This window comes from Rhodococcus sp. WMMA185 (assembly GCF_001767395.1).
Classification (GTDB): domain Bacteria; phylum Actinomycetota; class Actinomycetes; order Mycobacteriales; family Mycobacteriaceae; genus Rhodococcus_F.
In genome coordinates this window covers 308,690-333,482 of record NZ_CP017014.1, presented here as the reverse complement: position 1 = coordinate 333,482, position 24,793 = coordinate 308,690, and the positions used below count along the sequence as shown (strand labels likewise).

Genomic DNA, 24,793 nt, shown 5'->3' with positions numbered 1-24,793 from the left:
TGCGGCTTGGTGAGAAGACGCGCCCTCGATGATCCGCCGTGCCTAGGCACATGTCGACTACCGGTACGCTAAGACCCGTGATTGTGCAGGCAGCATCGGATTCCGTGACCAACCTGGCGTTGTTGCCGGGGTTCCTCGACCCAGTGAACCTCCTCAACTCCTTCGGCACCTGGGTGCTCGTCGGACTCCTCATCGTTGTCTTCATCGAATCGGGATTGCTGTTTCCCCTGCTTCCCGGCGACTCCCTCCTCTTTACCGCAGGTCTCATCGCCGCATCCAAGTCGGCGGAGATCGAACCCTTCGCCCCGATCGGGGTGCTGCTCGTCCTGATCCCGATCGCCGCCGTCCTCGGCGACCAGGTGGGCTACTTCATTGGCGGTAAGGGAGGAACCGCCCTGTTCAAGACCAACGACGCACGCTTGTTCAAGAAGAAGTACATCGACGAATCGCACGCCTTCTTCGAAAAGTACGGACCGATCACGATCGTTCTGGCCAGGTTCGTCCCGATCGTGCGAACGTATGCTCCGGTCGTCGCGGGCGCGTCGCGGATGAAGTACTCGCTGTTCCTCACCTACAACGTCCTCGGCGGTGTCCTGTGGGGCTCCGGCGTCACGCTACTGGGCTACATGCTCGGCCAAATTGAGTTCATCCGTGACAACGTCGACGTGATCTTCCTGCTGATCGTCTTCGTGTCCGTGCTCCCGATCATCGTCGAGATAGTCAAGCGCTTCGTGCGGTCCCGTCGGAGTGCCGACGCCACGACCGAGTACACGCAACCGGTCACCACACCGACCGACCCCAATACCTCGTCCTGAACGCGGCCGGGGCAACTCCCTGAAGATGGTCATCTCGGCATCAAGTAGTTTCGGCGCGCTCGAATCGGCCGGACCCGCCCTGGTTTGGGCGATCGTCCTCACGTTCGTGTTCATCGAGTGCGCCGTGATCCTGGGCTTGTTCCTTCCTGGCGACTCGATGCTGATCACGGCCGGGATCGTTCTCGCCAACCATTCGTCGGGCGCCGCTCACGTATGGGCGCTGTCGGCCGGGGCTATGATCGCGGCCATCTTCGGCAACCAGGTCGGGTACGCCATAGGCCACCGAAGCGGCAACCATATCCTCGCCCGCAGGGGTGGCAAGTACCTCAACTACACGAATCTCCATCGCGTGAACATCCTGCTCGAACGCTACGGCTTCTGGGCAGTTCTCATTGCCCGCTGGATTCCGTGGGTGCGCACCCTGTGCCCACTCGTTGCCGGCGCGGCAAAGATGAATCACTCCAAGTACACCGTCGCGAGCAGCCTTGGCGCGATCCTGTGGGCGCCCGTGCTGTTGCTGATCGGCTTCTACGGTGGCTCATTGCTCAACCAGGTTTCCTGGCTCATGCCGGCCGTACTTACCGCCATGGTGGCCCTGCTGCTGATCGGCACTGCACTCGGGATCCGGCACTACCGTCAGGAGATGGCACGACCTCTCGAGGAAGTGACCGTCGAAGAGGTGCTGGACTAGCGCACTCTCCGATGCCGGAGCTGCGGCCCATGGCGAGAGCTTACAAACCGACCATGTTGGCCAAATCCGCTGACAGTCCGTCGATCCCCCCATCTGGTAGCGTTGGTGCGGGCTGAAGCGGTGTTTCACAAGGGAAAACTCCCCGATCGACCCGTCGACATTGCCCCGGAACTTTTCCCCGACTCACCAGTGTCCGACGTAGCCTGACGACCTGGATTAGCAGGATGTGACTATTCCTCGGTCGAACCGGGAGCAGTTCCCTACCGAGGGCCTCGCCCCCAGTAGTCGTACAACAGTAGTCGTACAACCAACCCTCGCAGCATTCGAAAGGCGTATCGAGAGGTCATCCGTGGGATCAACACGCTACGACCCTGGAATCCGCAGACAGATCTGGCTGGTCGGCATTCTTGCGCTGGTCGCCGTCGTACTCGGTGCTTTCCTCCTGATCGGCAGGAACACAGGAGGAACAACTGAGACGGCAGCACAGCAAGATGTAGCCGCGATGGGACCGGTCGGTGATCAATCACGCCGCATAGGCGGTGACCCCTTGGCCATGGGATCCACGGACGCCCCGGTGGTGTTGGTGGAGTTCGCGGACTACCGCTGCCAGTTCTGCGCCGTGTTCAGCCGCGACACCGAGCCGGCGTTGGTCGAGAAGTACGTGAACGACGGTGTGCTGCGAATAGAGTGGCGCGACCTGCCGATCTTCGGTGAACAATCGATCGCGGCAGCCCGCGCGGGCCGGGCCGCCGCCGCCCAGGGCAAGTTCTGGGAATTCAACAAAGCGGTGTATGCGCAGTCGCCGACCGGTGGTCGTGCCGACTTGACCGCGGAAGTACTACACGATTTCGCCGTAGAGGCTGGCGTGCCCGACCTCGAACGATTCGATCGAGATGCTGCCAGCACCCAATTCGACGATTCGATCTCGCAAGACGTTTTCACGGCCCAGACGATCGGCATCTCGAGCACTCCGGCATTCATCATCAACGGCAACCCAGTTCTCGGGGCCCAGCCGCTTGCGCACTTCGAACAGATCATTGATCGGTCCGCAGGACTTGCGGAGCAATGACGAACATCGGGTTGCTCGGCGCCTTCTTCGGCGGCCTACTTTCGCTCGTAAGCCCGTGCTCGGCGTTGTTGTTGCCGTCCTTCTTCGCGTATGCATTCGACGGAGTCGGCCGCCTCGCGATGCGGACCGCGGTCTTCTATGCCGGACTCGCCACCGTCCTGATGCCACTCGGGGCCGGGGTGGGATGGATGGGCTCAGTTCTCACTGAGCACCGCAGCACCATGACCCTGATCAGCGGCACTCTTCTGATCGTCCTCGGACTTGTTGCCATCTCGGGAAAGGGCTTCGCTTTCGCTCCAGCCCAACGAGCATCGAAATCGATAGGTATCTCCGGCTCGTTGTCGGTATACGCGCTCGGCGCCGTGTACGGGTTCGCGGGATTCTGCTCCGGTCCGCTGCTCGGCAGCGTCCTCACTGTCGCAATAGTCGGCGGGGCTGCCGGGTACGGCGCGATTCTGATGGGGGTCTACGCCCTGGGTATGGCGGTTCCTCTGTTCCTGCTTGCCGTGCTCTGGGACCGATTCGACCTCGGGAGACGGAGTTGGCTTCGGGGCCGTGCAATCAGCGTCGGCCCGCTGACAGTCCACTCGACGTCTCTGATCTCGGGCCTGTTGTTCATCGCGATCGGCATGCTGTTCCTGATCACTGAGGGAACAGCGAACCTCGGGGCGGTGATGAGCGTGGACGAGCAGTTCTCCCTGCAGGTTGCCGCGGCAGAAATCGCTCAGAAATTCTCCGATCTCAGCGTGCTGCTGGCTCTCGTGCTGCTGGCTCTCGCCGTGCTGGCGATTCGACTCTTCCGGCGCATACGTGCGGCGGAAGCGCCTTCCGAATCGGTCGACAGCGCGGACGAAGCAGCAGACAAAGCAAACGCCACCACGACTGCCGAATCGGACACGTAACTTCGGAGAGATCAACGTATCCGCTCGGCTACCTCCGCGGGTATCCCGCAGCCGCGACCGAGTAAGCCGCCTCCATCAGCATCCAACCACTGAGCTGGACCGACAGGTCTCGTTCCGCGATGGTGGACGAGCGCACGGATCCCCCGGTGAACGTGGCGATACCTGAACCCATTCCCGGTACCTGCGCCTGCTTGGCCCAGTCGTGTCCGAAGAGCGGCTGGCCCTCGATCTGCAACCTGTTGTCCCAGGCTGCAGTAGCCGATGTGAGGACGAGTCGGGCAGCCGTCTCACGTGCCCGCATGTCAGCGGGCGTCTCCCAGGGCAACATCACAGCGGTCAGCGCCAGATACCGCGCAAGAATCCCGCTGAACAGCCCGCCGTCGCCCCCGCCGCTGCCGACGATGATTCCGTTCGGAGCGAGGTGCTCGTCGATGGCGTCCACGAGACGGTGGACCCTGTTGCGGTGTCGAGGTGAGCCGAGGCGTATTGCGAGTTCGGTGTCGAGCCCGAGGGTGACGCCCTGGCAGTACGTGTATACCTTCCGCTCGAGCTTGCCGCCCGAATGGATGCCGTCGAGGATCAGGTTGGTGTTGACGTCACGGAGCGTGTCGTCGATCCAGTCCGCAGTGGCCTGGGCACGCCACAGTTTGCCGGTACGCGCCAGCATGATTCCGGCGGGTCCATTGGCGGGAGCGTTGTAGAAGTCCGAGCCCTTACGCCAGGGGATGCCGCCGCCATGCTCGGGTGCCCACGCATCGAACAGTTGGGATTCGAGAATCTGCACCGCACTTCTGTTGTCTATCAGGTGCATTCGCTGGGCCCGCTCGAGCCCGATCCCGAGCCAGGCCATGTCGTCGTAATAGTTGTTGGTCCAGCCCGACAGATTGCGCAGCCGGTGGCTTCGGGCCAGCTTCACGATGCGACGCCGCCGCCGAGCTGTAGGTTCCCGTTCGAGTGCGTCGACGGCGCAATCGAGCAGGTGAGCCTGCCACCAGTAGTGCCAGCTCGAGAAGAGTCGCTCACGCCTCGTCGCGGGCCATGCGACGACACCCAATGCGGTGCCCGGGAGCGCCCACACCCGCCGAAGATGCCTGCCGACCACTGCCGCTTCGGCGGCGTCCGCCCGTGCCGACCACAGATCCTGCATGGGAGTTGATCTTGCCTACTTCATCGATGTTGCGCCACACGACGCGGGGTGCGCGTGTTACCAGGCTCGGTCGAGATCGGCGTGCTGACGCACCCAGGCATGCATGGCGATTCCGGCAGCGACACCGGCGTTGATGCTGCGAGTGGATCCGAACTGGGCAATCGAAACCGTCATCACCGCAACCTCTTTCGCCAGTTCCGTGACCCCTGGTCCTTCCTGGCCGAACAGCAGCACGCAGTCGCGCGGCAGGCTCGCCGTCTCGAGCGGAACCGAACCTGGTGTGTTGTCCACGGCCACTATGGCGAGACCCCGCTCACGTGCGAACCCCACCAGCCCATCGATATCCGGGTGGTGAAGGACGTACTGGTACCGATCGGTGACCATCGCACCCCGCCTGTTCCACCGTCGACGCCCCACGATGTGGACCGCAGAGGCCGCGAACGCGTTGGCCGTACGCACAACCGTTCCGATATTGGCGTCATGGCCGAAGTTCTCGATGGCGACATGCATCGGGTGACGCCGACCGTCGATGTCCGCGACGATCGCTTCCCGCTTCCAGTAGCGGTATGCGTCGACAACGTTGCGGCGGTCACCACCTTCGAGCAGCTCGGGATCGTAGCGGGGATCCGACGGAACAGGCGTACTGTGTTCCTCGCTCCACGGTCCGACCCCGTTCGGATTCTCACCCCACTCGGTGGGGCCCGGTCCGGCATCCTGGGCGCGCACCGCCTTCATACGATCAACCCCTACAGTCACTTCGTCAGATGCAGCTACCTGACTCTAACGGGAGCGTGCGAGCGAGTACGTCGACGAGTAGCGGCGGCTAACCTGGAGGTGGAGGAAACGATGAATCATCAGCGCATCGTGAGGAACGTATGTTTCATCACGGCTGGCTACCTCGTCGTCCTCGCCCTCTGGCTGGGATGGCTGGTCCAGCACACTCCGCCTGCCACGATTCCCTACCAGATCATGGGATTGCTCGCTGCCTTCGGTTCAGCGCTCGGGTTCGGGATGATGGCTGCCGAACGCCCGAGCCGCGAGGATCGCAAGCTCGAACGGCACGGGCTCGAGGGCTGGGCTCGCATCCAGCACGCCACCCCGCTCCGTCGTACCCCCGACAACGGGGAACTGACCGAACTGGACCTCGAGCTGACGGTGCCGGGATCGGAAAGCTACAGCGGCCGCGTCGTCTACGAGGTGCGTCACGAGAACCTCGCCCGCTTCGTTCCCGGGAAAATTATCTCGATTCTGGTGGACCCGAAGGACCGCGATCACATCATGATCTGTCCGTGACCCGCCCTCCCACGGTGGTCAGAGATTCAGATCAGAAAGCCCTAGGAGAGAACGGTATTCGAGACCTTCGGCCGCGATCACCTCGTCTGCTCCGGTCGCCCGGTCAACGACGGTCGCGACACCGACGACGGTCGCCCCGACGTCACGGAGCGCCTTCACCGCGGTGAGCGGCGAATTGCCCGTCGTAGTCGTGTCCTCGACGACCAAGACGCGCTTGCCGACGACGTCGGGGCCCTCGATCTGGCGTTGCATGCCGTGCGCTTTCGCCGACTTACGCACCACGAATGAGTCGATCGGGCGGCCCGGTGCGTGCATCATTGCCATGGCCACCGGATCGGCACCCATCGTCAGCCCGCCGACCGCGTCGAACTCCCAATCGGACACGAGCTCACGCAACAGTTTGCCGATCAGCGGGGCTGCCTCATGATGCAATGTGGCACGACGCAGATCCACGTAGTAGTCGGCTTCCTTACCCGAAGACAGCGTCACCTTGCCGTGCACAACAGCCAACTCGCGCACCAACGCGGCGAGATCCTCGCGATCACTCATGCCCAGAACCTTACCTACCGCTATGTGCGTGCCCGCCCCCGACCGAACGCGTTGTTCACCCGCCTGACCAGACTCTTGGGAACGAGACGCCCGACAGTCGTGAGCACCTTGTACTGGATGCCCGGAATGCTGATGACCTTGCCGTTGTCGAGATCGGTGAGCGAGGCCGCGACAACCTCGTCGACGCTCAGCCACATCACCTTCGGGATCGAACTCATATCGATCCCCGCGCGCTGGTGAAGTTCGGTGCGGATGAATCCCGGACACAGCGCCTGGATTCGGACGCCGGTCCCGTCCAATCCGCCAGAAAGCCCCTCGGAGAAAGAGATCACGTATGCCTTGCTCGCCGAGTAGGTCGACCCCCGACCGGACAGCAGGCCCGCGACGCTGGCCACGTTGATGACCGTGCCGTGGGCAGACGCGATCATGGCGGGCAGCGCCGCCCGAGTCAGCTGCATGACTGCGGTGACGCACACGTCGAGCTGCGCCTGCAGGAGTTCCGGTTCCGCGGTCCAGAATTCGCCCGCGGTGGCGAACCCCGCGTTGTTGACCAGCACATCGACACCCTCGCCGAGGCGCAGCGCGACCTCCTCGCGACCGGACGCGGTCGCCAGGTCGCACTGCAGGATCTCGCACTCTGTGTCGAACAACGCCTTCATTTCTTCAGCGAGTTCGCGCATCCTCTCCGCGTCGCGGGCGACCAGCACAAGGTCGTAGCCGAGCGAGGCGTACTTCTTCGCGAAACCCGCACCGAGCCCCGACGTAGGACCTGTGACAAGAGCAATGGGTCGTGCAGACGGGTTCTCGGAGGACGGCGGCATAACTGTGACGCTAGCAAGACTGCGCTCTACTGGGGCCCAGACGCAGGCCTCGGTCCAGGCGCAGGCCTGGGACCGGGTGCAGGCCTCGGTCCAGGGCCAGGCGCAGGCCTCGGTCCAGGGCCAGGCGCAGGCCTCGGTCCAGGCGCAGGCCTCGGTTTAGGGCCAGGCGCGGGACCAGGACCAGGACCAGGACCAGGACCAGGACCAGGACCAGGACCAGGACCAGGACGACTATCGCCCTGCGGACGAGACGGGGAGGAAATCGGGCCGGGAGCCCGCTCGTGCGGGGGCTGTCGACTCGGATCGGAGGGGGCGCGATCGATGTCGCTCGAACCCGCGACGGGAGGCAGTACGTGGAGGATGCCGGACAGCCTCGATACCGCCTCGATAGCCGAATCCCACTCACGCCCGCTGCTGCCAATCTGCAGCGAGCCGAGAGTCCATTCTCCCTCGCTCCACAGCATGTTGACGTGCGGTGGGATCGACTCGGTGAATGCCACCATCCGACGATCGCAAACCCTGCGAGCGATCTCGAGGTCGGTCGCGAACACGACTCGCGGACCGATGGCACCGAGCAGTTCGAGGTCCGAATCCTTCGGGGGCGGAGCCGACTTGAGACGGAGATCGATGTCGACGTCCGAACCAACCCGGCGGCGGACGGCCACGATGGTCGCGGTCTCCTCCAAGTCGAACAAGATGAACTGCTCGCCCCGATGTTCGCCCCTCACCACGCCGATCGCGCTGAGATACCCCTGCTTGGCCAGCGCCGCGCGGTGGAACTGAGCGGGCAGCCGCTCTTCGACGTTCCTGTAGGTGTAGCCCTGAGCCTTGGCCCAGATCTCCCTCACACGACCGGTCTGATCACGACGCGACCGATCGAAATACAGGAGCGCACCCGCGCCCACGAGTGCGATGAACGCCAGCACGAACCACGTTATGGTCATCATTGGTGTTCAGCCTAGCGAGTGACTTCGACCCGGCCGAAGACATCCGCCGATTCCAATGCTCGGTCGTCGCCTTAGCCCTGCCGAATGGCGTCGTGCCTCAGTTGCCTCCGAACCTGGGCAGTTCGGTGCTGACGATCGTCAGCGCGGTCATCTTGCCGCCCTCGATCTCCGTTCCACGGACTATGACCGGGGTTCCGGGCTCGAGGGAGGCAACCGTGGAGCCGTCGAATGCGAACACTTTGGTCTCCGCGTTGGTCTCCACCGTCAACTGGCCTCCGCCGAGCGTATCGAGCGTCAGAGTGGACCCGTCGTTTGCACTGACCCTCCCGAACGCCGCGCTCCCGACCCCGAGCACCCCGCCGGTGCCTCCCTGGGATTGGTCGTCCGGCGGCTCCGTCGTCGGCCCGGGGACGGTCGTCTCAGGCAGAGTGGTGGTCGGCGGACTCGCAGGAGTCGGTCCCGCCACCGTGGTACCCGAGGAACCGTTCGGCGTAGTCGTGACGAGGGCGATACCGAACCCGATCACCGCGAGCAGCAACAGGGCCGCGGTGGTGGCCGCAATCCACGTTCCGATTTGCCTAGGCTTCTTCTGTTCGGGGCCCTCGTCCCGGGGCGCCTGATATTGCGGGTCGGGGTATTGCCCCGGCGGATACTGTCCACCCGGGTGGGCCGCATTCGGATAGGAGGCATTCGGATACTGCCCGGTGGGGTAGCCGCCCTGATACTGCTGACCCTCATACACCGGATACGCCGCAGTGGCGTTGGGCGGCGGCGCCTGCTGGCCGAATGATGGGTCGTAGGCCGGGTACGACTGAGTCGGGTTGGGCTGGTTCTGCCCGTACGCCACAGTCGGGTCGGGCGTGGAGAACTGCCCGGGAGAGTCGGGGGCGCCCATGTACTCGGTGCGCCCCTCGGGGGTGCCCAAGTACTCGGTGCGGTGCTCCGGCATATCGATGCGTTCGGTCTGCTGGTCCTGCTCCGACCAGGACGACGTCGCGTCGTCCCCGGTACCCGGATGCGGGGTGTCCCCGGTCGCCGACGGCTCGGTACCCTCGTGCGCTCGTTCCTGCGGAGTGCGCGGATCGTCGGGATTCGTCATGTTCTCAGCCCCTCCCTGAGGTGTCGGCTGCCCTCGTCGTGCGTGCTTGGACCGTCGAGCGTAGCGCCGCATATTAAGGCGCCTCTGTGGAAATCAGCGTGGGTGGCAAAGCTGTGGGCGGCAAGCTAGCTACGTCCCCGGTAGCTTGCCGCCCAGGTGAGGATCAGCCGAGGACGAGCGTCTCGCCGTTGTCGGACACTTTCACCGGAACGGTGTCGCCGTCCTTGACGTCGCCGGCGAGCAGCAGCTTTGCGAGTTGATCGCCGATGGCCTGTTGAATGAGCCGGCGCAGCGGCCGGGCACCGTACATGGGGTCGTAGCCCCGGACTGCCAGCCAGAAACGCGCCGAGTCTGAGACGTCGAGCGTCAGCCGCCGCGCTGCGAGACGGCGCGAGAGCTGATTGAGCTGGATGTCAACGATGGATTCCAACTGCTCTTCGGTGAGCGGGTCGAAGATCACGACGTCGTCGAGCCTGTTGATGAATTCGGGCTTGAACGCGTGTCGCACCGCATCCATTACTTGCTCCCGCGACCCGCCGGCACCGAGGTTCGACGTGAGAATCAGGACGGTGTTCCGGAAGTCGACGGTGCGGCCCTGGCCGTCCGTCAGCCGGCCTTCGTCCAGAACTGCCAGCAGAATGTCGAAGACGTCGGGGTGCGCCTTCTCCACCTCATCGAACAGGACCACGGTGTACGGGCGCCGCCGCACGGCTTCGGTGAGCTGCCCGCCCGCCTCGTAGCCGACGTATCCGGGAGGGGCGCCGACGAGCCGGGCCACCGAGTGCTTCTCGCTGTACTCCGACATGTCGATGCGCACCATCGCGCGTTCGTCGTCGAACAGGAAGTCGGCGAGAGACTTTGCAAGCTCCGTCTTGCCGACGCCGGTAGGCCCGAGGAACAGGAACGATCCTGTGGGACGGTTGGGATCGGCGACTCCGGCCCGGGCCCGACGCACCGCGTCGGACACCGCCCTGACAGCCTGTTCCTGGCCGACCACTCGTTTACCGAGCTCAGACTCCATGCGGAGCAGCTTGGCGGTCTCGCCCTCCATCATGCGGCCGGCGGGAATCCCGGTCCACGCCGCCACCACGTCCGCGACGTCGTCTGGTCCCACTTCTTCCTTGAGCATGACGTCGCCGTCGGCGGTAGTGCCGGATGCGGCCGCCGCCTCTTCGAGTTCCTTTTCGAGCTGCGGGATCCGGCCGTATCGCAGTTCCGCGGCCCGGCCTAGATCGCCGTCGCGCTCAGCGCGTTCCTCCTCGCCGCGCAGCGCTTCGAGTTGTTCCTTGACCTCACGGACGGAGTCGATCGCCTGCTTCTCGTTTTGCCAGCGGGTAGTGAGCTGGTTGAGCTTCTCCCGCTCGTCGGCCAACTCCCGCCGCAGCTTCTCGAGACGGTCCTTCGACGCGGCGTCGGATTCCTTCTGCAGCGCCATCTCCTCGATCTCGAGGCGGCGAACGATCCGTTCGACGGAGTCGATCTCCTCGGGTCGCGAGTCGATCTCCATCCGGAGCCGCGAAGCCGCCTCGTCCACGAGATCGATCGCCTTGTCCGGCAGGAACCGGGAGGTGATGTAGCGGTCGCTGAGCGTCGCCGCCGCGACCAGCGCGGAGTCTGTGATGCGGACACCGTGGTGCACCTCGTACCGCTCCTTGAGGCCACGCAAAATACCGACGGTGTCCTCCACTGACGGTTCCCCCACCAACACCTGCTGGAAGCGTCGCTCGAGGGCTGCGTCCTTCTCGATGTGCTGGCGGTACTCGTCGAGCGTGGTGGCACCGACGAGTCTCAACTCGCCGCGAGCGAGCATCGGCTTGATCATGTTGCCCGCATCCATCGCGGACTCCCCGGTCGCACCCGCACCGACGATGGTGTGCAGTTCGTCGATGAACGTAATCACCTGTCCGGCAGAGCTCTTGATGTCGTCCAGAACGGCCTTGAGCCGCTCCTCGAACTCACCGCGATACTTCGCCCCCGCCACCATCGAACCGAGGTCGAGGGAGATCACGGACTTCCCGCGCAGCGATTCGGGGACATCTCCGGCGACGATGCGCTGAGCGAGGCCTTCGACGATCGCGGTCTTCCCGACACCGGGCTCGCCGATGAGCACCGGGTTGTTCTTGGTACGCCGACTGAGCACCTGCACGACTCGCCGAATCTCGTTGTCGCGGCCTATCACTGGATCGAGCTTGCCATTGCGAGCTGCTGCGGTCAGATCTGTGGAGTACTTTTCGAGCGCCTGATACGTGCCTTCCGGGTCCGGGCTCGTCACGCGCGCGCTGCCGCGGACGGTGGTGAACGCATCGCGCAACGCCTCCGGTGTGGCGCCGTGCCGCCCGAGCAGGCTTGCCACGTCCGAGTCACCCGACGCCAGCCCCACCATCAGGTGCTCCGTCGACACGTATTCGTCGTCGAGTTCGGTGGCCAGGTGCTGTGCGGTGGTGAGCGCAGCGAGTGCCTCGCGCCCGAGTTGCGGTGTCGTCGTTGCCCCGGTCGTCTTGGGCAGTCGGTCGACGAGACCCTGTGCCTCACGGTGGACGGTCGTGGGGTCGACACCGACGGCCTCGAGCAGCGGTGTCGCGATACCGTCGGTCTGGTCGAGTAGAGCCGCGAGCAGGTGGGCCGGCCTGATGTCAGGATTCCCGGCAGACGACGCCGACTGGAGTGCAGCGGTCATCGCGGCCTGCGTCTTGGTGGTCGGATTGAACGAGTCCACTGAGTCACCTCTTCTGACGAAGTAGAGCGGTCTGTCGCCGGGGGCGGAGCGATCCCGAACGATGCTGTCATCTTCTCAACGCACGAAAGGTTGAGTCTGTTCCGCTCAACTTTGATTTTTTTCGGTGCGCCATTTCCTGCTACTTCATCTTTGCCCACCGCCGTTCGCGGTGGTTTCCGAACCGGCCCTTTTCGGCGAAAGGCAGCCCGTATCAAAGACAGTTAGACTGCTCATGTTCGAATCGACACGTTCTCAGTACAGGGGCCCGCTTGACACGAGACTGCCTCGATCCACCCGTGATCTCGCGTCTGCGCGCCAGTTTTTCGTCGATCGTCCACACCGAACGAGGTCCGACTCGCCTTACTGCCTTGTTCTTTTCCTCCCTTTTCGCCGAACACCCGGACTTCCGCGCACTCTTCCCGCCGGCTCTCGACAACTTGGGCCGCCGACTGTTCCAGGCACTCCAGTTCGTCATCGACAACCTCGACGACGAGGAGCGCGTCCTGGGGTTCCTGGCCCAACTCGGTCGCGACCACCGCAAGTTCGGAGTGGAGCAAAAGCACTATCTCGCCGCGGCCGATGCACTGATGGGGGCGGTGCAAGGCTCCTTCACCCAAGCCATCTGGACGCCGTCACTGACGACCGCATGGACCGAACTGATCGATCTCGTGCTCCACACGATGTCCGAGGCCGCCGCCGAGGACGACCTCCCGGCGACCTGGGGCGCTACCGTCGTCGATCACGAGCGGCGCCTCGACGATCTTGCGATCGTGCGACTCGAGACGGACTCCCCCATTCCCTATGCCGCAGGGCAATACCTGAGCGTTCAGATTCCGCAGCGCCCACGCATGTGGCGCTACCTGTCTGCCGCCATCCCCGCCAACCCCGCCGGGCAACTCGAGTTCCATGTTCGACGGGTATCGGGTGGATGGGTCAGCCCGGCAATCGTCAACGAGACTCGGGTGGGTGATCGCTGGCTACTCGGCTCGCCCCTCGGCGGACTCGAGGTCGACCGGGAAAGCGGCCTCGACGTTCTGATGATCGGCTCCGGTACCGGCATCGCGCCGTTGCGCGCACAGGTGATGGAAATGGCGATGCGGTCCCGCAACCCACGAGTCCACCTGTTCGTCGGAGGCAAGTACCCGTGCGACCTGTACGACATCGAGACCTTGTGGCATCTCTCACTCAGCAACCCGTGGCTCACCGTGGTTCCCGTCTCCGAGGAGGACGAAAATCCATGGTGGCACACAGCACCCACGCCTGAACCGCCACCGGGACTGCATCGACGGCTACTGGGGCAGCCCGGCCGCGTGGTCGCTGAGTTCGGTTCATGGGCGGATCGACAGATCCAGATCTCCGGTTCACCATCGATGATCAAGACCACGGTCTATGCGTTACAGCGCGCTGGTACGCCGGCTCACCTGATCAAGCACGACCCTCTGATCTAGTCGTTGCAACCAGTCCCTACCCATTCGCACTGCCCACTCGCAATCGAAGTACAACCGTCGGGAGTCCATCACCTCATGCAAGACACGCAGACCACCTGGACCAGTACAGTCGTCGAGCATCACCGACTGCGGCGCGACCTCGCGGTGATCCGTCTCATCGGCGACAACGTCCCGTTTGCGCCCGGCCAGTACGTGGACGTGAGCGTGCCGCAAAATCCGCGCCTGCTTCGCCGACTCTCCCCGGCGCTGCCGCCATCCCTGGACGGCAAACTCGAGTTCCATGTCCGGTCGGTGCCCGGCGGTTGGGTCAGCGGTGGAATCGTCTCCGACACCAAGCCCGGTGACGAGTGGCAGATCCTCGAACCTCGGGGAACCATGTCCGTCGACGAGAACGGGCCGGACGTGATCATGATCGCCGGTGGTACGGGGCTGGCGCCGTTTCGGTCGATCCTGCTCGACCTGGCTCGTCGGCCCAATCCACCGAAGGTGTTCCTGTTCGTCGGTGATCGCACCCCGCGGGATCTCTACGCTTCGGACATGCTCTACCTGCTGGTGCAAGATTTGCCGTGGCTCACGGTCATCCCTGTGGTGGAGAGCATCACGAACCCCGACTGGTCCGACGAATGGTACGAGCGCACCAAAGTAGACATAGGGTTCGCCGAAGACGACCTGATCGAGGGAACACTGCCCGAGATCGTCACGTCCTACGGCGCCTTCACCGAACAGCAGGTGCTCGTGTGTGGTTCCGCGGCTATGACACGTGCCACGCTCGACCGTTTACGAGACACCGGAACGCCCTCGGAGAATATTCAGTTCGACCCGTACTGAGTCGCGGGGATCAATACGGCGGGGTTCAGTAGGACGGGTCGTGCTTGATGTTCTCCGGCGGAGTTCCCGCCGCGTGAAGTCGGAACTTGGTGGTCTTGACCATGGATTCGGAGCCGATCAGCTGGATGTCGCGCTCGGCCCACGTCCCGAAGTCGGCCACAACCTCTCCCACCCTGCCGGTCAGCCGGCGGTGCATGCCGGGTACCGAGCTACTGCTCGGTCCTCGGTACCACCATGGGTCCTCATCCTGTTCGGTGACGGGAACCACGGTCAACCAAGGATTTTGCTCCGCGAGCGCCCAGAGGGTACCGAGATCGTAGAGGTCGCACGGATACCGGCCGGCAAAAAAGACGTGGACCCGACGGCTTTGGCCACGTTGCGACATCTGAAGAATCTGTGCCCGCAGCGGAGCGATTCCGGTGCCGGAACCGATCATGAGAATGTCGCGATTGCTGTCGTTGCGGCTCCCGAGATCACCGAGCGGCGAACCGATCGACCACCGCTCACCCACGAGTGTCTGAGTGACGATCGCGGGGCTGACCCACCCGCCCGACACCTTGCGGACATGGAACTCGATGATTCCCTGGTCGTTGGCCGGGTTCGCGGGCGACAGGTAGCGCCACATCCTGGGCCGAGACGGTACCTGCACACTCACATACTGGCCCGCCGTGTAGTTCATCGGCTCGTCGAGTTGCAGCCGGGTCACCGACACGTCCTCACGAACCTGGAGATGCTCGATCACTGTCGCACCCCACGCCGGCGGACCGCTCTCGGCATTGGCGGCATCCATCATGGTGGCCGAAAGGAGAGCGAGCACGTCGCGCCACGCCTGCTCGAGTTCGTCGGTCCACGGCTCGCTGGACGGGAATTTCTCGACCGCAGTGATCAGAGCCTCACTGACGCCGAGGTAATGCGCGTCCGTGACACCGTATTTTCTGTGGTCCCGCCCGAGCTGCTGCAGAAAGAGGATGATCTGCCCGGAATCCTCGAGACGATCAATGGCGTACTGGATGGCGGAGATCAGCCGATCGCGTTGCACGTCCATAGACGCCGGAAAGAAGTCCCGAACCTCTGGGTGCCGTGCGAACAACAAGGCGTAGAAGTTCCGAGACAGGGTCTGCGGTCCGTCCTGTACTGCGGCTATGGCCTTGAAGCTCGACTTGACCAGGGATATTGCTTGTGAATCCACCGAACATCCTCGTCACTGACCGAACGCGGCTCGGCCGCGATGTACTTGGGCACACTATAGTTACGGCCTCCCACACCGGGGAACCGGTCCCCAATCACCGCCACATTCGCGCTACCCGACAGCTCGATCCGCACTTTCCCAATAGCGTGAACGTAGGGCCTTCTTATCCAGTTTGCCGAGTGGGGTCAGCGGCAGAGCTTCCACGAAGTCGACCGACTTGGGTGCGTGGACAGACCCTTTCGCCGCGCGGACGCTCTCGACCAGCTCGGCGGCGTCCACCGATTGCCCATCGCGGAGCACGACGCACGCCTTGACGGCCTCGCCCCATTTCTCATCCGGAACGCCGACCACCGCGACGGAACCCACCGCGGGGTGCGCCGAGATGACGTCCTCGATCTCTCGGGGGAACACGTTGAACCCGCCGGTGACGATCATGTCCTTCTTGCGATCGACGATCGTGAGAAACCCGGCTTCGTCCTGTCGGGCGATGTCGCCGGTGTGCAACCACCCGCCCTTGAACGCCTCGGCAGTCTCGTCGGGCTTCTTCCAGTACCCCTTCATGACGAGTGGGCCTCGAACGCAGATTTCGCCGAGTTCGCCTTGCGGAACCTCGTTCAGATCGTCATCGAGGAGAGCTACCTTCAGCCAGGGCACCGGCCGGCCGCATGTCGCGAGGCGACTCGGATCGGTCGCGATGTGTTCTTCCCTGCGCAGAACGGCGATGGTCATGCCACATTCGGTCTGACCGTAGAACTGGAAGAAGATCGGACCGAACTTCTCGATGCCCTCCTTCAGCCTCGCGGGGGAGATGCTCGAAGCCCCGTAGAACAGCGTCTTCAGGCTCGATACGTCCCGCTTCGGCAACTCGGGATGATCCATGAGCATGTAGATCATGGTCGGGACCAGCATTGTGGCGGAGATCTTGTGCTTCTCGATCGCCTCGAGCACCGCCCCGGGCTCGAATGCGGGCAACACGATCAGGGCGCCGCCTCGCAGCAGCGTCGGGATGAAGAAGGCCGCGCCGGCGTGCGAGAGCGGCGTGCAAATCAGAAAGCGCGGCTCTTCGGGCCACTGCCATTCGGCCATCTGAATCTGGTTGAGCGCCGCACCCGAACCGTAGGTACCGATCACACCCTTGGGTTTGCCGGTGGTGCCGCCGGTGTAGACCATGCTGCTGCTGTCGTCTGCGTCGACATGGGCGGCGACCAGGCGCTGCGGGGTGAATGTGTCTGCCAGGGCGAGAATGTCGATGCCGACCTCCGAAGGCCCCAACGACAACACGTTCTTGATCGACGGCGACTTCGCTTTCAGCTCCGCCGCACGATCCTCGAAAGCATTAGGGTCGAAGATCAGCGTCTCGATCTCAGCATCGCCGACTATGTACAGATGATCGTCGAGTGAACCCATCGGATTGAGCGCGCTCGCGCGGCATCCGGACACCATGGTGGCACCCATGCTGATGAGGACTTCGGGCCTGTTCTTCGAGAGCATGGCAGTGCTGGTGCCTTTACCAATGCCGAGCGAGGCAAGCGCTTGGGCGAAACAACTTATCTGATCACGCATTTCGCCGCCGGTAAGCACGACGTCGCCGATGTAGAGGGCCGGCTTGTCTCTGTTTCGATCCAGCGCGGTAATCAGCAGGTCCGCTGCGAACGCGGGGCGATGCAGATCGGCGAATTCGTCGGTCATCCGTTGTCCTCACTTCTCCCGCGGCCTGTTGCCGCGACCTCTTGCCGCGGCCCGGGGCGCGCAGTTCGGTGGCGTGAACTCCTGTGTCCTCAGTCACGGACACGATAGCCGGAAACCGACAAAACTGAAACCTGTTCCACCTAGGTGGCAACGGCCTTCGGCATCGGTGGTCAATCGACCGACGCGCGCTGCCTGGTGTCGAAGAATTCGGGGACCGTCACTACCGCACGAGTGCCTGCTCCGGGAGACGACTTGAGGTCGAAAGTGCCACCCGCGTTCTCAACCCGCGCGATCTGGGACGCCAACCCGATATGCCCCTGTCCCACTCGTTTCGGGACCACCGAAGTATCGAACCCCCAACCGTCATCGACGATGATCAGCGTGACCTTCCCGTCCGAGCGGGTCAACCGTATTTTCACCTTCGCGGCGTGCGAGTGCCTGGTCACGTTCGCGAGCAACTCTCGCGCGACGCGGTACAGCAATTCCCTACAGTCGGGGTGGCCGACCTCATCGATTTCGACTGACATCTCCATCTCGGAGCGCTTGGCGTGAATATCGGCGAGCTCACGAAGTGCCGAACTGAGACCGAGTTGTGCGAGTACCTGCGGGTGCAACAGGGTTACGGTGGATCGCAATTGCGCCGCCGTCTCCCGTAACGCGGCCTCTGCAGCGGTGAGCATCTCGTCTGGGTGACGCTCGAGCGCTTCTTCTACGTCCATCCGCGCCGCCAAGACATTCTGGAGCGGACCGTCGTGAAGGTGCTCGGCCAGTTGTCGGCGCTCACGCTCTTCGGCGCCCATCGACTCTGCGATCAACTGCCTGCGCGTGTCCAGCAACGAGATCACGGTCGCCGAGCGACGAACCAGGACGTACGAGAGCGCCGTAGTCGCCGCCGCAAGCCACAGCAAGAACCCGAAATACAAATACACCTCGGGAGGGAAGCCCATCGATTCGTCGCGCTTCGAGTAGATGATCCACGCCACCTGATATCCGACGGCAGTACACACACCGACGATCGCGGTCAGCCGCGGTCGATACTGGAATGCAACGGATATCGGCAGGAGGTAGAACACGGGCAGGAGCACCGATGTCGCGCCACCCGAGGCGATGGACAACGACACCACTGCCAGTACATCCACCGCGGTGGACAACCACCCCGCCCAGGGCCCGACCTCCCACATGAGAACCAGAAACATCCAGCTCAGGGCAACCGCCGCGTACACGATCAGCAGACCTGCGTACACGTCGGATTGCCAGTGCTCCACGTGGATCACGGGACCGAGGAGCGACATCAGCCCGATCAGTGGCAGCCGGAGAACGGCGGTCACTCGGACCGCCTCCGTGGTGTAGCGATGGACTACCCGGCTACTCGAGGGATTGCGCAATCGGACTTCCTCCTGCGGCGGGCGCAAGTTTCACCGCGGCAGCGCCGTGTCTGCCGACCTCGCACCGACAGCGTTCGGTCACTCCAGCAACCCTCGTCTCATCGCCTCGGCGACGGCTGCGGCTCGGTCGCTCACTCCAAGCTTCTCGTAGAGGCGTTGCACGTGAGTCTTGACCGTCGACGGTGCCAGATACAGTTCTCCCGCGATCTCGGGAATGCTCTGGCCGCTCGCAATCAGTGCGAGGACCTCCGTCTCTCGCCCACTGAGGACCGGTCCCCCCAATCCACTGCGGCGGTGCACCTCGCCGGCCAGGCCCACTGCGAGCGATGCGGGGAGAACAACCTCCCCCTCGGCGCAGTCCCGAACCGCTTTCACGATCTCCGCGCGGGTCGACTCCTTCGGCAGGAATCCTGCGGCACCTACCTGCAGCGCGTGGTAGACGATCGCGGATTCGTCGTGCGCCGACAGGAGAAGCACTCGGGTGGCCAGGTCGTCGCGTCGCACCGCTTCAGCTACCTGAGACCCGTCCAGCTCCGGCATCCGATAGTCGAGCAGGGCTACGTCCGGGGCAAGGTCCCGGATCAACGCCAGCGCACCGGCACCGTCGTCCGCTTCGCCGACTACGTCGACATCACCGCTCGCGACCAGCGCTCGGACGACTCCATCACGGAAGATCGGATGGTCGTCGCCCACCACCACACGCACCTTGGTCACATCCGACTCCGATCCGGCCCAGCTCCGGCGAAATTCTTTGCCCATTTCTTCCCGAGCAGAGCCCCACGAACCAGTGTCCACCGATTTGGGGACAGACGATTTCAACCGAACCTCGAACCTATTGGCGGACAGCCTCGGTCGAACCAGCGCGGCATACTCGAAACACAGTGTTGGCACACGCATGGATCAGGAAGGATCGAAATTCGAAGCGGCGACCGTTCCGAAACCCTTCCCAGGCGTGCGAAGTGTCTGAGCCAGGAGGAAACGGTATGCCTATCACTCGCCATCACATGTCACCTTTGATCACAGTGCCCGTCGGGGCCCTTGCCGTCGTCGGCCTGACCCTAGGGACCGCGGGTGTGGCAGGCGCTGGCACCAACGTCCCGATACAAGCGGCGCAACCACCGATACAGGCAGCAGCACCACCGATTCAGGCGATGGAGCCTTCGTCCGCCATGCCGATCTCCGACGACATCGACATGGCCACGGTTATCGCCGGATTGTCCGATCCGACAGGGCAATGGACCACGGGGCCTTCAGAGTACATCTCGTCGACAGGCAACGAGATCGTGCCTGCGTACAGCGTCGACTCGAACGGCCTGGTCACCCCAGTCAACCCGTTCGTCGTCCCCGCGAAGCACGGCTATGGAGGCCATGGCTTTGGAGGCAACGGGCACTTCAAGAACCATGGGTACTTCAAGAACGACTACGGAAAGCACTTCAAGTTCAACAAGCACGGATTCGGCGGGTTCTTCCGCGGCTACTAGAACCACCCAGCGCCAGCTTCCCGAAAGCGTCTGATGGAGATGGTCGGGACCGCCGTACCGTGGGACAATCAGCGCTGGTGTCGGGGCTTCCACACCACGAGTGCGTTGCTGCGCGGAACAGGCACGAGATCGCGCCGGTAGCTCGCATGGACCTGCGCGATCTCCTCGGCCAATTCCCGTACGCGGTGCTGTAGAGCCTCTACCTGGTTGGTCAGTTCGATAATGCGCTTGATCCCGGCGAGGTTGACGCCCTCATCTTGGGAGAGGCGTTGCACCTCGCGGAGCAACGCGACGTCCCGCGGCGAATATCTCCTCCCACCGCCGGAGGTCCGGTGTGGCGTGACGAGACCGAGTCGGTCGTAGTTGCGCAACGTCTGAGCATGCATGCCCGCCAGTTCGGCAGCCACGGAGATCACGAAGATCTGAGCGTCCGGGTCAACGGAGGTTTCGCGTGAGCGCTCTGTCTTGTCCGTCATCAGGCACCCGCCCACCCGGACCTCGGGTCGAATCCGCTGGCCTTCTCGGCTTCGAGATACGCCTTCAGCGCCTCCGTGGCCGGATCGTCGAGCTTCTGCGGGACGGCGACCTTGACCGTGACCAGCAGGTCACCGGCACCACCGCCACGCTTCGGGACGCCTCGGCCGCGAACCCGCAGAATCCGTCCGTCGGCTGTGCCCGCCGGAATCTTCACTCCAACGCGCCCGTCCAAGGTGGGAACCGAGACCGTGGTTCCCAGCACGAGTTCGCCGTAGCTGACGGGAGCAACGACGGTGAGGTCGTCACCGGTCCGCCCGAACACCTTGTCGGGACGAACGCGGACCGTAACGAACAGATCCCCTGACGGTGCTCCGCGTAGACCGGCCTCTCCCTGGCCCGCCAGCCGGATCTTCTGTCCGTCACTGACACCCGCCGGAACGCGCACAGTGATGGTGCGGGTCCGGTTGGTGATGCCGTTGCCGTGGCACACCTTGCACGGCGAATCGATGATGGAGCCGGTGCCGCGGCAGTCGTCACATGGCTCGCTGAACCCGAAGGCACCCTGGTTGCGGCTGATGATTCCGGTCCCATTGCAGCGCGGACACACGCGCGGGCTGGTACCCGGTTCGGCACCGCTGCCGTGGCAGGTAGTACACGCCGACGGGCTGGTCAGCCGCAGCGGAACGGTGACCCCCAAGGTCGCCTCCCGGAATTCGAGCGTGGTCTCGGTCTCCACGTCGCTTCCGCGGCGGGGGCGGCTGGTCGTACGGGTGGCACCGCCCGTACCGCGGTTGAACAGCCCGCCGAAGAGGTCGCCGAGGCCTCCGTCACCGGCGGTCGCCCCACCACCAAATAGGTCTCCCACATCGAATCCACCCTGGCTGAAGCCACCGCCGCCACCTCCTCCAGGGCTGAATCCGCCACCGGGGGTGAATCCGCCACCTCGCCCGAAGCCCCCGCTGGCGAACAGCCGCCGGGCTTCGTCGTACTCCTTGCGCTTCGCGGGATCGGAGAGCACCGCGTACGCCTCACTGACGGACTTGAACCGCTCCTCGGTCTCGACGTCTGGGTTCGCGTCAGGGTGCAGGTCTCGCGCAAGCTTGCGGTACGCCCGCTTGATCTCGTCCGCGGATGCCTTGGACGAGACGCCCAGCTCCTTGTAGAAGTCCTTTTCGATCCACTCCCGCTGACTCACTGGGCGTCTCCTCCTCTCATTCTTATTCCTGTTCCGCCTCGACCGGCTTTGCGGCCTGCTCGGAAGTGTTCGCGTCGTCCTCGCCGGCGCGGTCGGTCACAGCCACCATCGCATGTCGCAGGATGCGATCACCGAATTTATAGCCTTTCCGCATCACCGTGCCGACGACCGGGTCGTGACCTTCGCCGTCATGCTGCACAGCCTCGTGCAGCGACGGATCGAATGTCTCGCCCTCGGCACCGAACTCGCTCAACCCCAGCGAGGTGAGGGCGCCGACGAGCTTGTCCGCCACCGCCTTCAGCGGGCCCGAGTCGAGATCGCCGTGGTTGCGTGCGCGGTCGAGGTCGTCGAGCACCCCGATGAGTTCGCCGACGACGGACGCCTTGGCGCCCGCGATGTCGGACTGCTTGTCCCGCTGGACGCGGCGACGGTAGTTGGCGTACTCCGCCTGCAGACGTTGCAGGTCCGCAGTACGCTCGGCCAACTCGTCCGCCGCCGACACCACGCCTCCGGACGGTGTCGCTTCGTTCACCGAGGATTCGTTCACCGGGGCCCCTTCATCCACCGAGCCGGGCTGCGGAGCGGTGGCGTCGCCCACAAGGGGCTCCACTACCGGTTCCGCGTCCCGCGTCTGACCGGTCTCAGGGTCGATCTTCCGCTTGTCCACGAAAGTGACCGGCTCCTGCTCGGTGTTGTCGGACGTCACTTCTTCTCCGCGTCAGACGGCTCGTCGACGACCTCGGCATCGACAACTTCGCCGTCGTCGCTCGGGCCGGACCCGTCGGTGCTGGCAGCTTGATCAGCGGCACCGGCCTCGTAGATCGCCTGGCCGAGAGCCTGCGACTCGGTGGCCAGCTTCTCCACCGCGGCCTTGACTGCGGCGATGTCGGTGCCGGCGAGGGCGTCGTTGGCTTCCTTGATGGCGGCCTCGACCTTCTCCTTGACGTCGGCGGGCACCTTGTCTTCGTTGTCCTTGATGAACTTCTCGGTCTGGTGCACCAGCGACTCGGCCTGATTGCGGACCTCGGCCTCCTCGCGGCGAGCCTTGTCCTCCTCGGCGTGCGCCTCGGCATCCTTGACCATGCGGTCGATCTCTTCCTTGGACAGACCGGAGCCGTCCTGGATCTTGATCGTGTTCTCCTTGCCCGTGCCCTTGTCCTTGGCGGTCACGTGCACGATGCCGTTGGCGTCGATGTCGAAGGTGACCTCGATCTGCGGCACGCCGCGCGGTGCGGGCGGCAAGTCGGCGAGCTCGAACGAGCCGAGCAGCTTGTTGTGCGAAGCGATTTCGCGCTCACCCTGGAACACCTGGATCTGCACCGAAGGCTGGTTGTCGTCAGCCGTGGTGAAGGTCTCGGATCGCTTGGTCGGGATGGTGGTGTTGCGCTCGATGAGCCTGGTCATCACGCCGCCCTTGGTCTCGATGCCGAGGGACAACGGGGTGACGTCGAGGAGGAGCACGTCCTTGACCTCGCCCTTGAGGACGCCTGCCTGCAGCGCGGCGCCGACCGCGACGACCTCGTCCGGGTTCACGCCCTTGTTGGGCTCACGGCCGCCGGTCAGCTCGCGAACCAGGTCGGAGACGGCGGGCATACGAGTGGAGCCACCGACGAGCACGACGTGGTCGATGTCCTTGACCGAAATACCGCTGTCCTTGATGACGGCCTGGAACGGTGCGCGGGTGCGGTCGAGGAGATCGGAGGTTATCTTCTGGAACTCGCTGCGCGAGAGCTGTTCGTCGAGGAACAGCGGGTTCTTGTCGGCGTCCACGGTGATGTAGGGCAGGTTGATCGACGTGCTCTGCGACGAGCTCAGTTCGATCTTGGCCTTTTCCGCAGCCTCACGAAGACGCTGCAGGGCCATCTTGTCCTTGGTCAGATCGATGCCGTTCTGAGCCTTGAACTTGTCGACGAGCCAGGTGACGATGCGCTCGTCCCAGTCGTCGCCACCGAGATGGTTGTCACCGGAGGTCGCGCGAACCTCGACGACACCGTCGCCGATTTCGAGCAGCGAGACGTCGAAGGTGCCGCCACCGAGGTCGAAGACCAGGATGGTCTGCTCTTTGTCGCCCTTGTCCAAGCCGTAGGCCAGTGCAGCCGCGGTGGGCTCGTTGACGATACGCAGAACGTTGAGGCCGGCAATCTGGCCGGCTTCTTTGGTGGCCTGGCGCTGAGCATCCTCGAAGTAGGCGGGAACGGTGATCACGGCGTCCGTGATGTCCTCACCCAGGTACGCCTCGGCGTCGCGCTTGAGCTTCATGAGCGTACGCGCGCTGATCTCCTGCGACGTGTACTTCTTGCCGTCGATCTCCACGTTCCAGTCGGTGCCGATGTGGCGCTTGACCGAGCGAACGGTGCGGTCGACGTTGGTGACGGCCTGGTTCTTGGCGGGCTGACCGACCAGCACCTCGCCGTTCTTGGCGAAGGCGACGATCGAGGGGGTGGTGCGCGAGCCTTCGGCGTTGGCGACCACTACGGGCTCGCCGCCCTCCAGCACGGACACGACCGAGTTCGTTGTACCGAGATCGATACCGACGGCACGAGCCATAGTGTTCCTCACTTTCGTTCTTTGCAGCCCGGTGGGCAGTCGATTCAGTACGGGGCTGCAATCTTGGCGCTTAGTGAGCGCCCTCCACTCAAGTTTGCACCCGACACGATCGGGAGTCAATTTCGCCTTGAGTCTAGGGCGCTCAAGTTTGTCACAAGGTTCAACGAAGGACCCTCGACGGTTGTTCCCGACGCGCACATCTCGCTGCTCTGCGGCGTCACCCTCGGACGACCGAACGCCTTCTCGCTCGTATTCGAACAAGTTCGATCACATTTCCTAAGAGGACGCTCGCCCCGAAAGTGACGCAGGTGACAATATTTTGCTTGGTTCTGTATTGTTAATCGCACTGAGCAGGCAACCTAACGAGTAGTGCGGAAATATTCGTTCTTGTTGACTCTGCAACATTCAAGTCCAGATTATGAGCATGGACAGTGGGTGGGGCTCGAGCGACGGAGCCTGTGGCGAGACCCACTGACATGCCCTCCGATGGCCACCGCAACGCGGA

Annotated in this window: 23 protein-coding genes; 8 read left to right on the top strand and 15 right to left on the bottom strand. The window is 63.8% G+C overall.

Features of this window, described 5'->3' with window-relative positions; genetic code table 11:
• Positions 1 to 50 precede the first annotated feature (50 nt).
• The 4 genes from BFN03_RS01335 (at position 51) to BFN03_RS01320 (ending at position 3,477) form a co-directional block, all read left to right on the top strand.
• On the top strand, positions 51 to 815 hold the full coding sequence (locus tag BFN03_RS01335) for a VTT domain-containing protein (protein ID WP_070377499.1): 765 nt from the start codon (positions 51 to 53) through the stop codon (positions 813 to 815).
• Positions 816 to 840: 25 nt separating this feature from the next.
• Entirely contained in the window at positions 841 to 1,506 is a 666-nt protein-coding gene (locus BFN03_RS01330; protein ID WP_070377498.1) for a DedA family protein, read from the top strand.
• A 349-nt stretch (positions 1,507 to 1,855) separates the two neighbouring features.
• Entirely contained in the window at positions 1,856 to 2,575 is a 720-nt protein-coding gene (locus BFN03_RS01325; protein WP_070377497.1) for a DsbA family protein, read from the top strand.
• Positions 2,572 to 3,477, top strand: coding sequence for a cytochrome c biogenesis CcdA family protein (locus BFN03_RS01320; protein WP_070377496.1), 906 nt, complete (start codon positions 2,572 to 2,574; stop codon positions 3,475 to 3,477). The genes BFN03_RS01325 and BFN03_RS01320 overlap by 4 nt, the downstream gene beginning before the upstream one ends.
• Positions 3,478 to 3,505: 28 nt before the next feature.
• Here the strand turns inward: BFN03_RS01320 and BFN03_RS01315 are convergent, their stop codons facing one another.
• Entirely contained in the window at positions 3,506 to 4,624 is a 1,119-nt protein-coding gene (locus tag BFN03_RS01315; protein ID WP_070377495.1) for a glycoside hydrolase family 76 protein, read from the bottom strand.
• A gap of 57 nt (positions 4,625 to 4,681) precedes the next feature.
• Positions 4,682 to 5,359: a TrmH family RNA methyltransferase gene (locus BFN03_RS01310; RefSeq protein WP_070377494.1), complete on the bottom strand. Its 678-nt coding sequence runs from the start codon at positions 5,357 to 5,359 to the stop codon at positions 4,682 to 4,684.
• Positions 5,360 to 5,470: 111 nt separating this feature from the next.
• Here BFN03_RS01310 and BFN03_RS01305 point away from each other — a divergent pair, with 111 nt between their 5' ends.
• Complete coding sequence (locus BFN03_RS01305; RefSeq protein WP_070380504.1) at positions 5,471 to 5,917, top strand: hypothetical protein; 447 nt, start codon at positions 5,471 to 5,473, stop codon at positions 5,915 to 5,917.
• A gap of 18 nt (positions 5,918 to 5,935) precedes the next feature.
• Here BFN03_RS01305 and pyrE read toward each other — a convergent pair whose 3' ends face one another.
• The 5 genes from pyrE to clpB all read right to left on the bottom strand — a co-directional run bounded on the left by pyrE (position 5,936) and on the right by clpB (position 12,049).
• Entirely contained in the window at positions 5,936 to 6,466 is a 531-nt protein-coding gene (gene pyrE, locus BFN03_RS01300) for an orotate phosphoribosyltransferase (protein ID WP_070377493.1), read from the bottom strand.
• Between the two features lie 20 nt (positions 6,467 to 6,486).
• Entirely contained in the window at positions 6,487 to 7,287 is an 801-nt protein-coding gene (locus BFN03_RS01295; RefSeq protein WP_070377492.1) for an SDR family NAD(P)-dependent oxidoreductase, read from the bottom strand.
• Positions 7,288 to 7,313: 26 nt separating this feature from the next.
• Positions 7,314 to 8,231, bottom strand: a complete 918-nt coding sequence (locus BFN03_RS20000) for a hypothetical protein (protein ID WP_084385724.1) — start codon at positions 8,229 to 8,231, stop codon at positions 7,314 to 7,316.
• A 100-nt stretch (positions 8,232 to 8,331) separates the two neighbouring features.
• Complete coding sequence (locus BFN03_RS01285) at positions 8,332 to 9,333, bottom strand: hypothetical protein (protein WP_070377490.1); 1,002 nt, start codon at positions 9,331 to 9,333, stop codon at positions 8,332 to 8,334.
• 163 nt (positions 9,334 to 9,496) lie between these two features.
• Positions 9,497 to 12,049 carry an ATP-dependent chaperone ClpB gene (clpB, locus tag BFN03_RS01280; RefSeq protein WP_070377489.1) on the bottom strand — a complete coding sequence of 851 codons (2,553 nt, stop codon included), beginning with the start codon at positions 12,047 to 12,049 and terminating at the stop codon, positions 9,497 to 9,499.
• A 296-nt stretch (positions 12,050 to 12,345) separates the two neighbouring features.
• Here clpB and BFN03_RS01275 point away from each other — a divergent pair, with 296 nt between their 5' ends.
• Positions 12,346 to 13,497, top strand: a complete 1,152-nt coding sequence (locus BFN03_RS01275) for a globin domain-containing protein (RefSeq protein ID WP_084385457.1) — start codon at positions 12,346 to 12,348, stop codon at positions 13,495 to 13,497.
• Between the two features lie 75 nt (positions 13,498 to 13,572).
• A complete protein-coding gene (locus BFN03_RS01270; protein WP_070377487.1) occupies positions 13,573 to 14,325 on the top strand; it encodes an FAD-binding oxidoreductase in 753 nt (250 codons plus the stop codon).
• Between the two features lie 25 nt (positions 14,326 to 14,350).
• Here BFN03_RS01270 and BFN03_RS01265 read toward each other — a convergent pair whose 3' ends face one another.
• From BFN03_RS01265 to BFN03_RS01250, 4 genes are all read right to left on the bottom strand, one after another.
• Positions 14,351 to 15,514: an FAD-binding oxidoreductase gene (locus BFN03_RS01265; RefSeq protein WP_070377486.1), complete on the bottom strand. Its 1,164-nt coding sequence runs from the start codon at positions 15,512 to 15,514 to the stop codon at positions 14,351 to 14,353.
• Positions 15,515 to 15,625: 111 nt separating this feature from the next.
• Positions 15,626 to 17,203 carry an AMP-binding protein gene (locus BFN03_RS01260; RefSeq protein WP_070377485.1) on the bottom strand — a complete coding sequence of 526 codons (1,578 nt, stop codon included), beginning with the start codon at positions 17,201 to 17,203 and terminating at the stop codon, positions 15,626 to 15,628.
• 170 nt (positions 17,204 to 17,373) lie between these two features.
• Positions 17,374 to 18,588: a sensor histidine kinase gene (locus BFN03_RS01255; protein WP_070380503.1), complete on the bottom strand. Its 1,215-nt coding sequence runs from the start codon at positions 18,586 to 18,588 to the stop codon at positions 17,374 to 17,376.
• Positions 18,589 to 18,666: 78 nt separating this feature from the next.
• Positions 18,667 to 19,347: a response regulator transcription factor gene (locus BFN03_RS01250; RefSeq protein ID WP_070380502.1), complete on the bottom strand. Its 681-nt coding sequence runs from the start codon at positions 19,345 to 19,347 to the stop codon at positions 18,667 to 18,669.
• 224 nt (positions 19,348 to 19,571) lie between these two features.
• Here BFN03_RS01250 and BFN03_RS01245 point away from each other — a divergent pair, with 224 nt between their 5' ends.
• Positions 19,572 to 20,069 (top strand): hypothetical protein, encoded by a 498-nt coding sequence (locus tag BFN03_RS01245; protein ID WP_157109541.1) that lies wholly within the window; start codon positions 19,572 to 19,574, stop codon positions 20,067 to 20,069.
• Between the two features lie 68 nt (positions 20,070 to 20,137).
• Here the strand turns inward: BFN03_RS01245 and BFN03_RS01240 are convergent, their stop codons facing one another.
• Genes BFN03_RS01240 through dnaK form a run of 4 tightly spaced genes read right to left on the bottom strand, consistent with a single transcriptional unit; the run spans position 20,138 to position 24,288 of the window.
• Complete coding sequence (locus BFN03_RS01240) at positions 20,138 to 20,545, bottom strand: heat shock protein transcriptional repressor HspR (RefSeq protein ID WP_070377483.1); 408 nt, start codon at positions 20,543 to 20,545, stop codon at positions 20,138 to 20,140.
• On the bottom strand, positions 20,545 to 21,741 hold the full coding sequence (gene dnaJ, locus BFN03_RS01235; protein ID WP_070377482.1) for a molecular chaperone DnaJ: 1,197 nt from the start codon (positions 21,739 to 21,741) through the stop codon (positions 20,545 to 20,547). The genes BFN03_RS01240 and dnaJ overlap by 1 nt, the downstream gene beginning before the upstream one ends.
• Positions 21,742 to 21,763: 22 nt before the next feature.
• Positions 21,764 to 22,447, bottom strand: a complete 684-nt coding sequence (gene grpE / locus BFN03_RS01230; RefSeq protein ID WP_070377481.1) for a nucleotide exchange factor GrpE — start codon at positions 22,445 to 22,447, stop codon at positions 21,764 to 21,766.
• The gene (gene dnaK, locus BFN03_RS01225; RefSeq protein ID WP_070377480.1) at positions 22,444 to 24,288 is read right to left on the bottom strand and encodes a molecular chaperone DnaK; all 1,845 of its coding nucleotides are present in this window, start codon (positions 24,286 to 24,288) and stop codon (positions 22,444 to 22,446) included. Before dnaK ends, grpE begins: the two co-directional genes overlap by 4 nt.
• Between the last annotated feature and the right edge of the window lie 505 nt (positions 24,289 to 24,793).

Coding starts and splice junctions, on each gene's coding strand:
- BFN03_RS01335 (WP_070377499.1), top strand. CDS start 51: ATGTCGACTACCGGTACGCTAAGACCCGTGATTGTGCAGGCAGCATCG.
- BFN03_RS01330 (WP_070377498.1), top strand. CDS start 841: ATGGTCATCTCGGCATCAAGTAGTTTCGGCGCGCTCGAATCGGCCGGA.
- BFN03_RS01320 (WP_070377496.1), top strand. CDS start 2,572: ATGACGAACATCGGGTTGCTCGGCGCCTTCTTCGGCGGCCTACTTTCG.
- BFN03_RS01315 (WP_070377495.1), bottom strand. CDS start 4,624: ATGCAGGATCTGTGGTCGGCACGGGCGGACGCCGCCGAAGCGGCAGTG.
- BFN03_RS01310 (WP_070377494.1), bottom strand. CDS start 5,359: ATGAAGGCGGTGCGCGCCCAGGATGCCGGACCGGGCCCCACCGAGTGG.
- BFN03_RS01305 (WP_070380504.1), top strand. CDS start 5,471: ATGAATCATCAGCGCATCGTGAGGAACGTATGTTTCATCACGGCTGGC.
- pyrE (WP_070377493.1), bottom strand. CDS start 6,466: ATGAGTGATCGCGAGGATCTCGCCGCGTTGGTGCGCGAGTTGGCTGTT.
- BFN03_RS01295 (WP_070377492.1), bottom strand. CDS start 7,287: ATGCCGCCGTCCTCCGAGAACCCGTCTGCACGACCCATTGCTCTTGTC.
- BFN03_RS20000 (WP_084385724.1), bottom strand. CDS start 8,231: ATGACCATAACGTGGTTCGTGCTGGCGTTCATCGCACTCGTGGGCGCG.
- BFN03_RS01285 (WP_070377490.1), bottom strand. CDS start 9,333: ATGACGAATCCCGACGATCCGCGCACTCCGCAGGAACGAGCGCACGAG.
- BFN03_RS01270 (WP_070377487.1), top strand. CDS start 13,573: ATGCAAGACACGCAGACCACCTGGACCAGTACAGTCGTCGAGCATCAC.
- BFN03_RS01260 (WP_070377485.1), bottom strand. CDS start 17,203: ATGACCGACGAATTCGCCGATCTGCATCGCCCCGCGTTCGCAGCGGAC.
- BFN03_RS01250 (WP_070380502.1), bottom strand. CDS start 19,347: ATGGGCAAAGAATTTCGCCGGAGCTGGGCCGGATCGGAGTCGGATGTG.
- BFN03_RS01245 (WP_157109541.1), top strand. CDS start 19,572: ATGCCTATCACTCGCCATCACATGTCACCTTTGATCACAGTGCCCGTC.
- BFN03_RS01240 (WP_070377483.1), bottom strand. CDS start 20,545: ATGACGGACAAGACAGAGCGCTCACGCGAAACCTCCGTTGACCCGGAC.
- dnaK (WP_070377480.1), bottom strand. CDS start 24,288: ATGGCTCGTGCCGTCGGTATCGATCTCGGTACAACGAACTCGGTCGTG.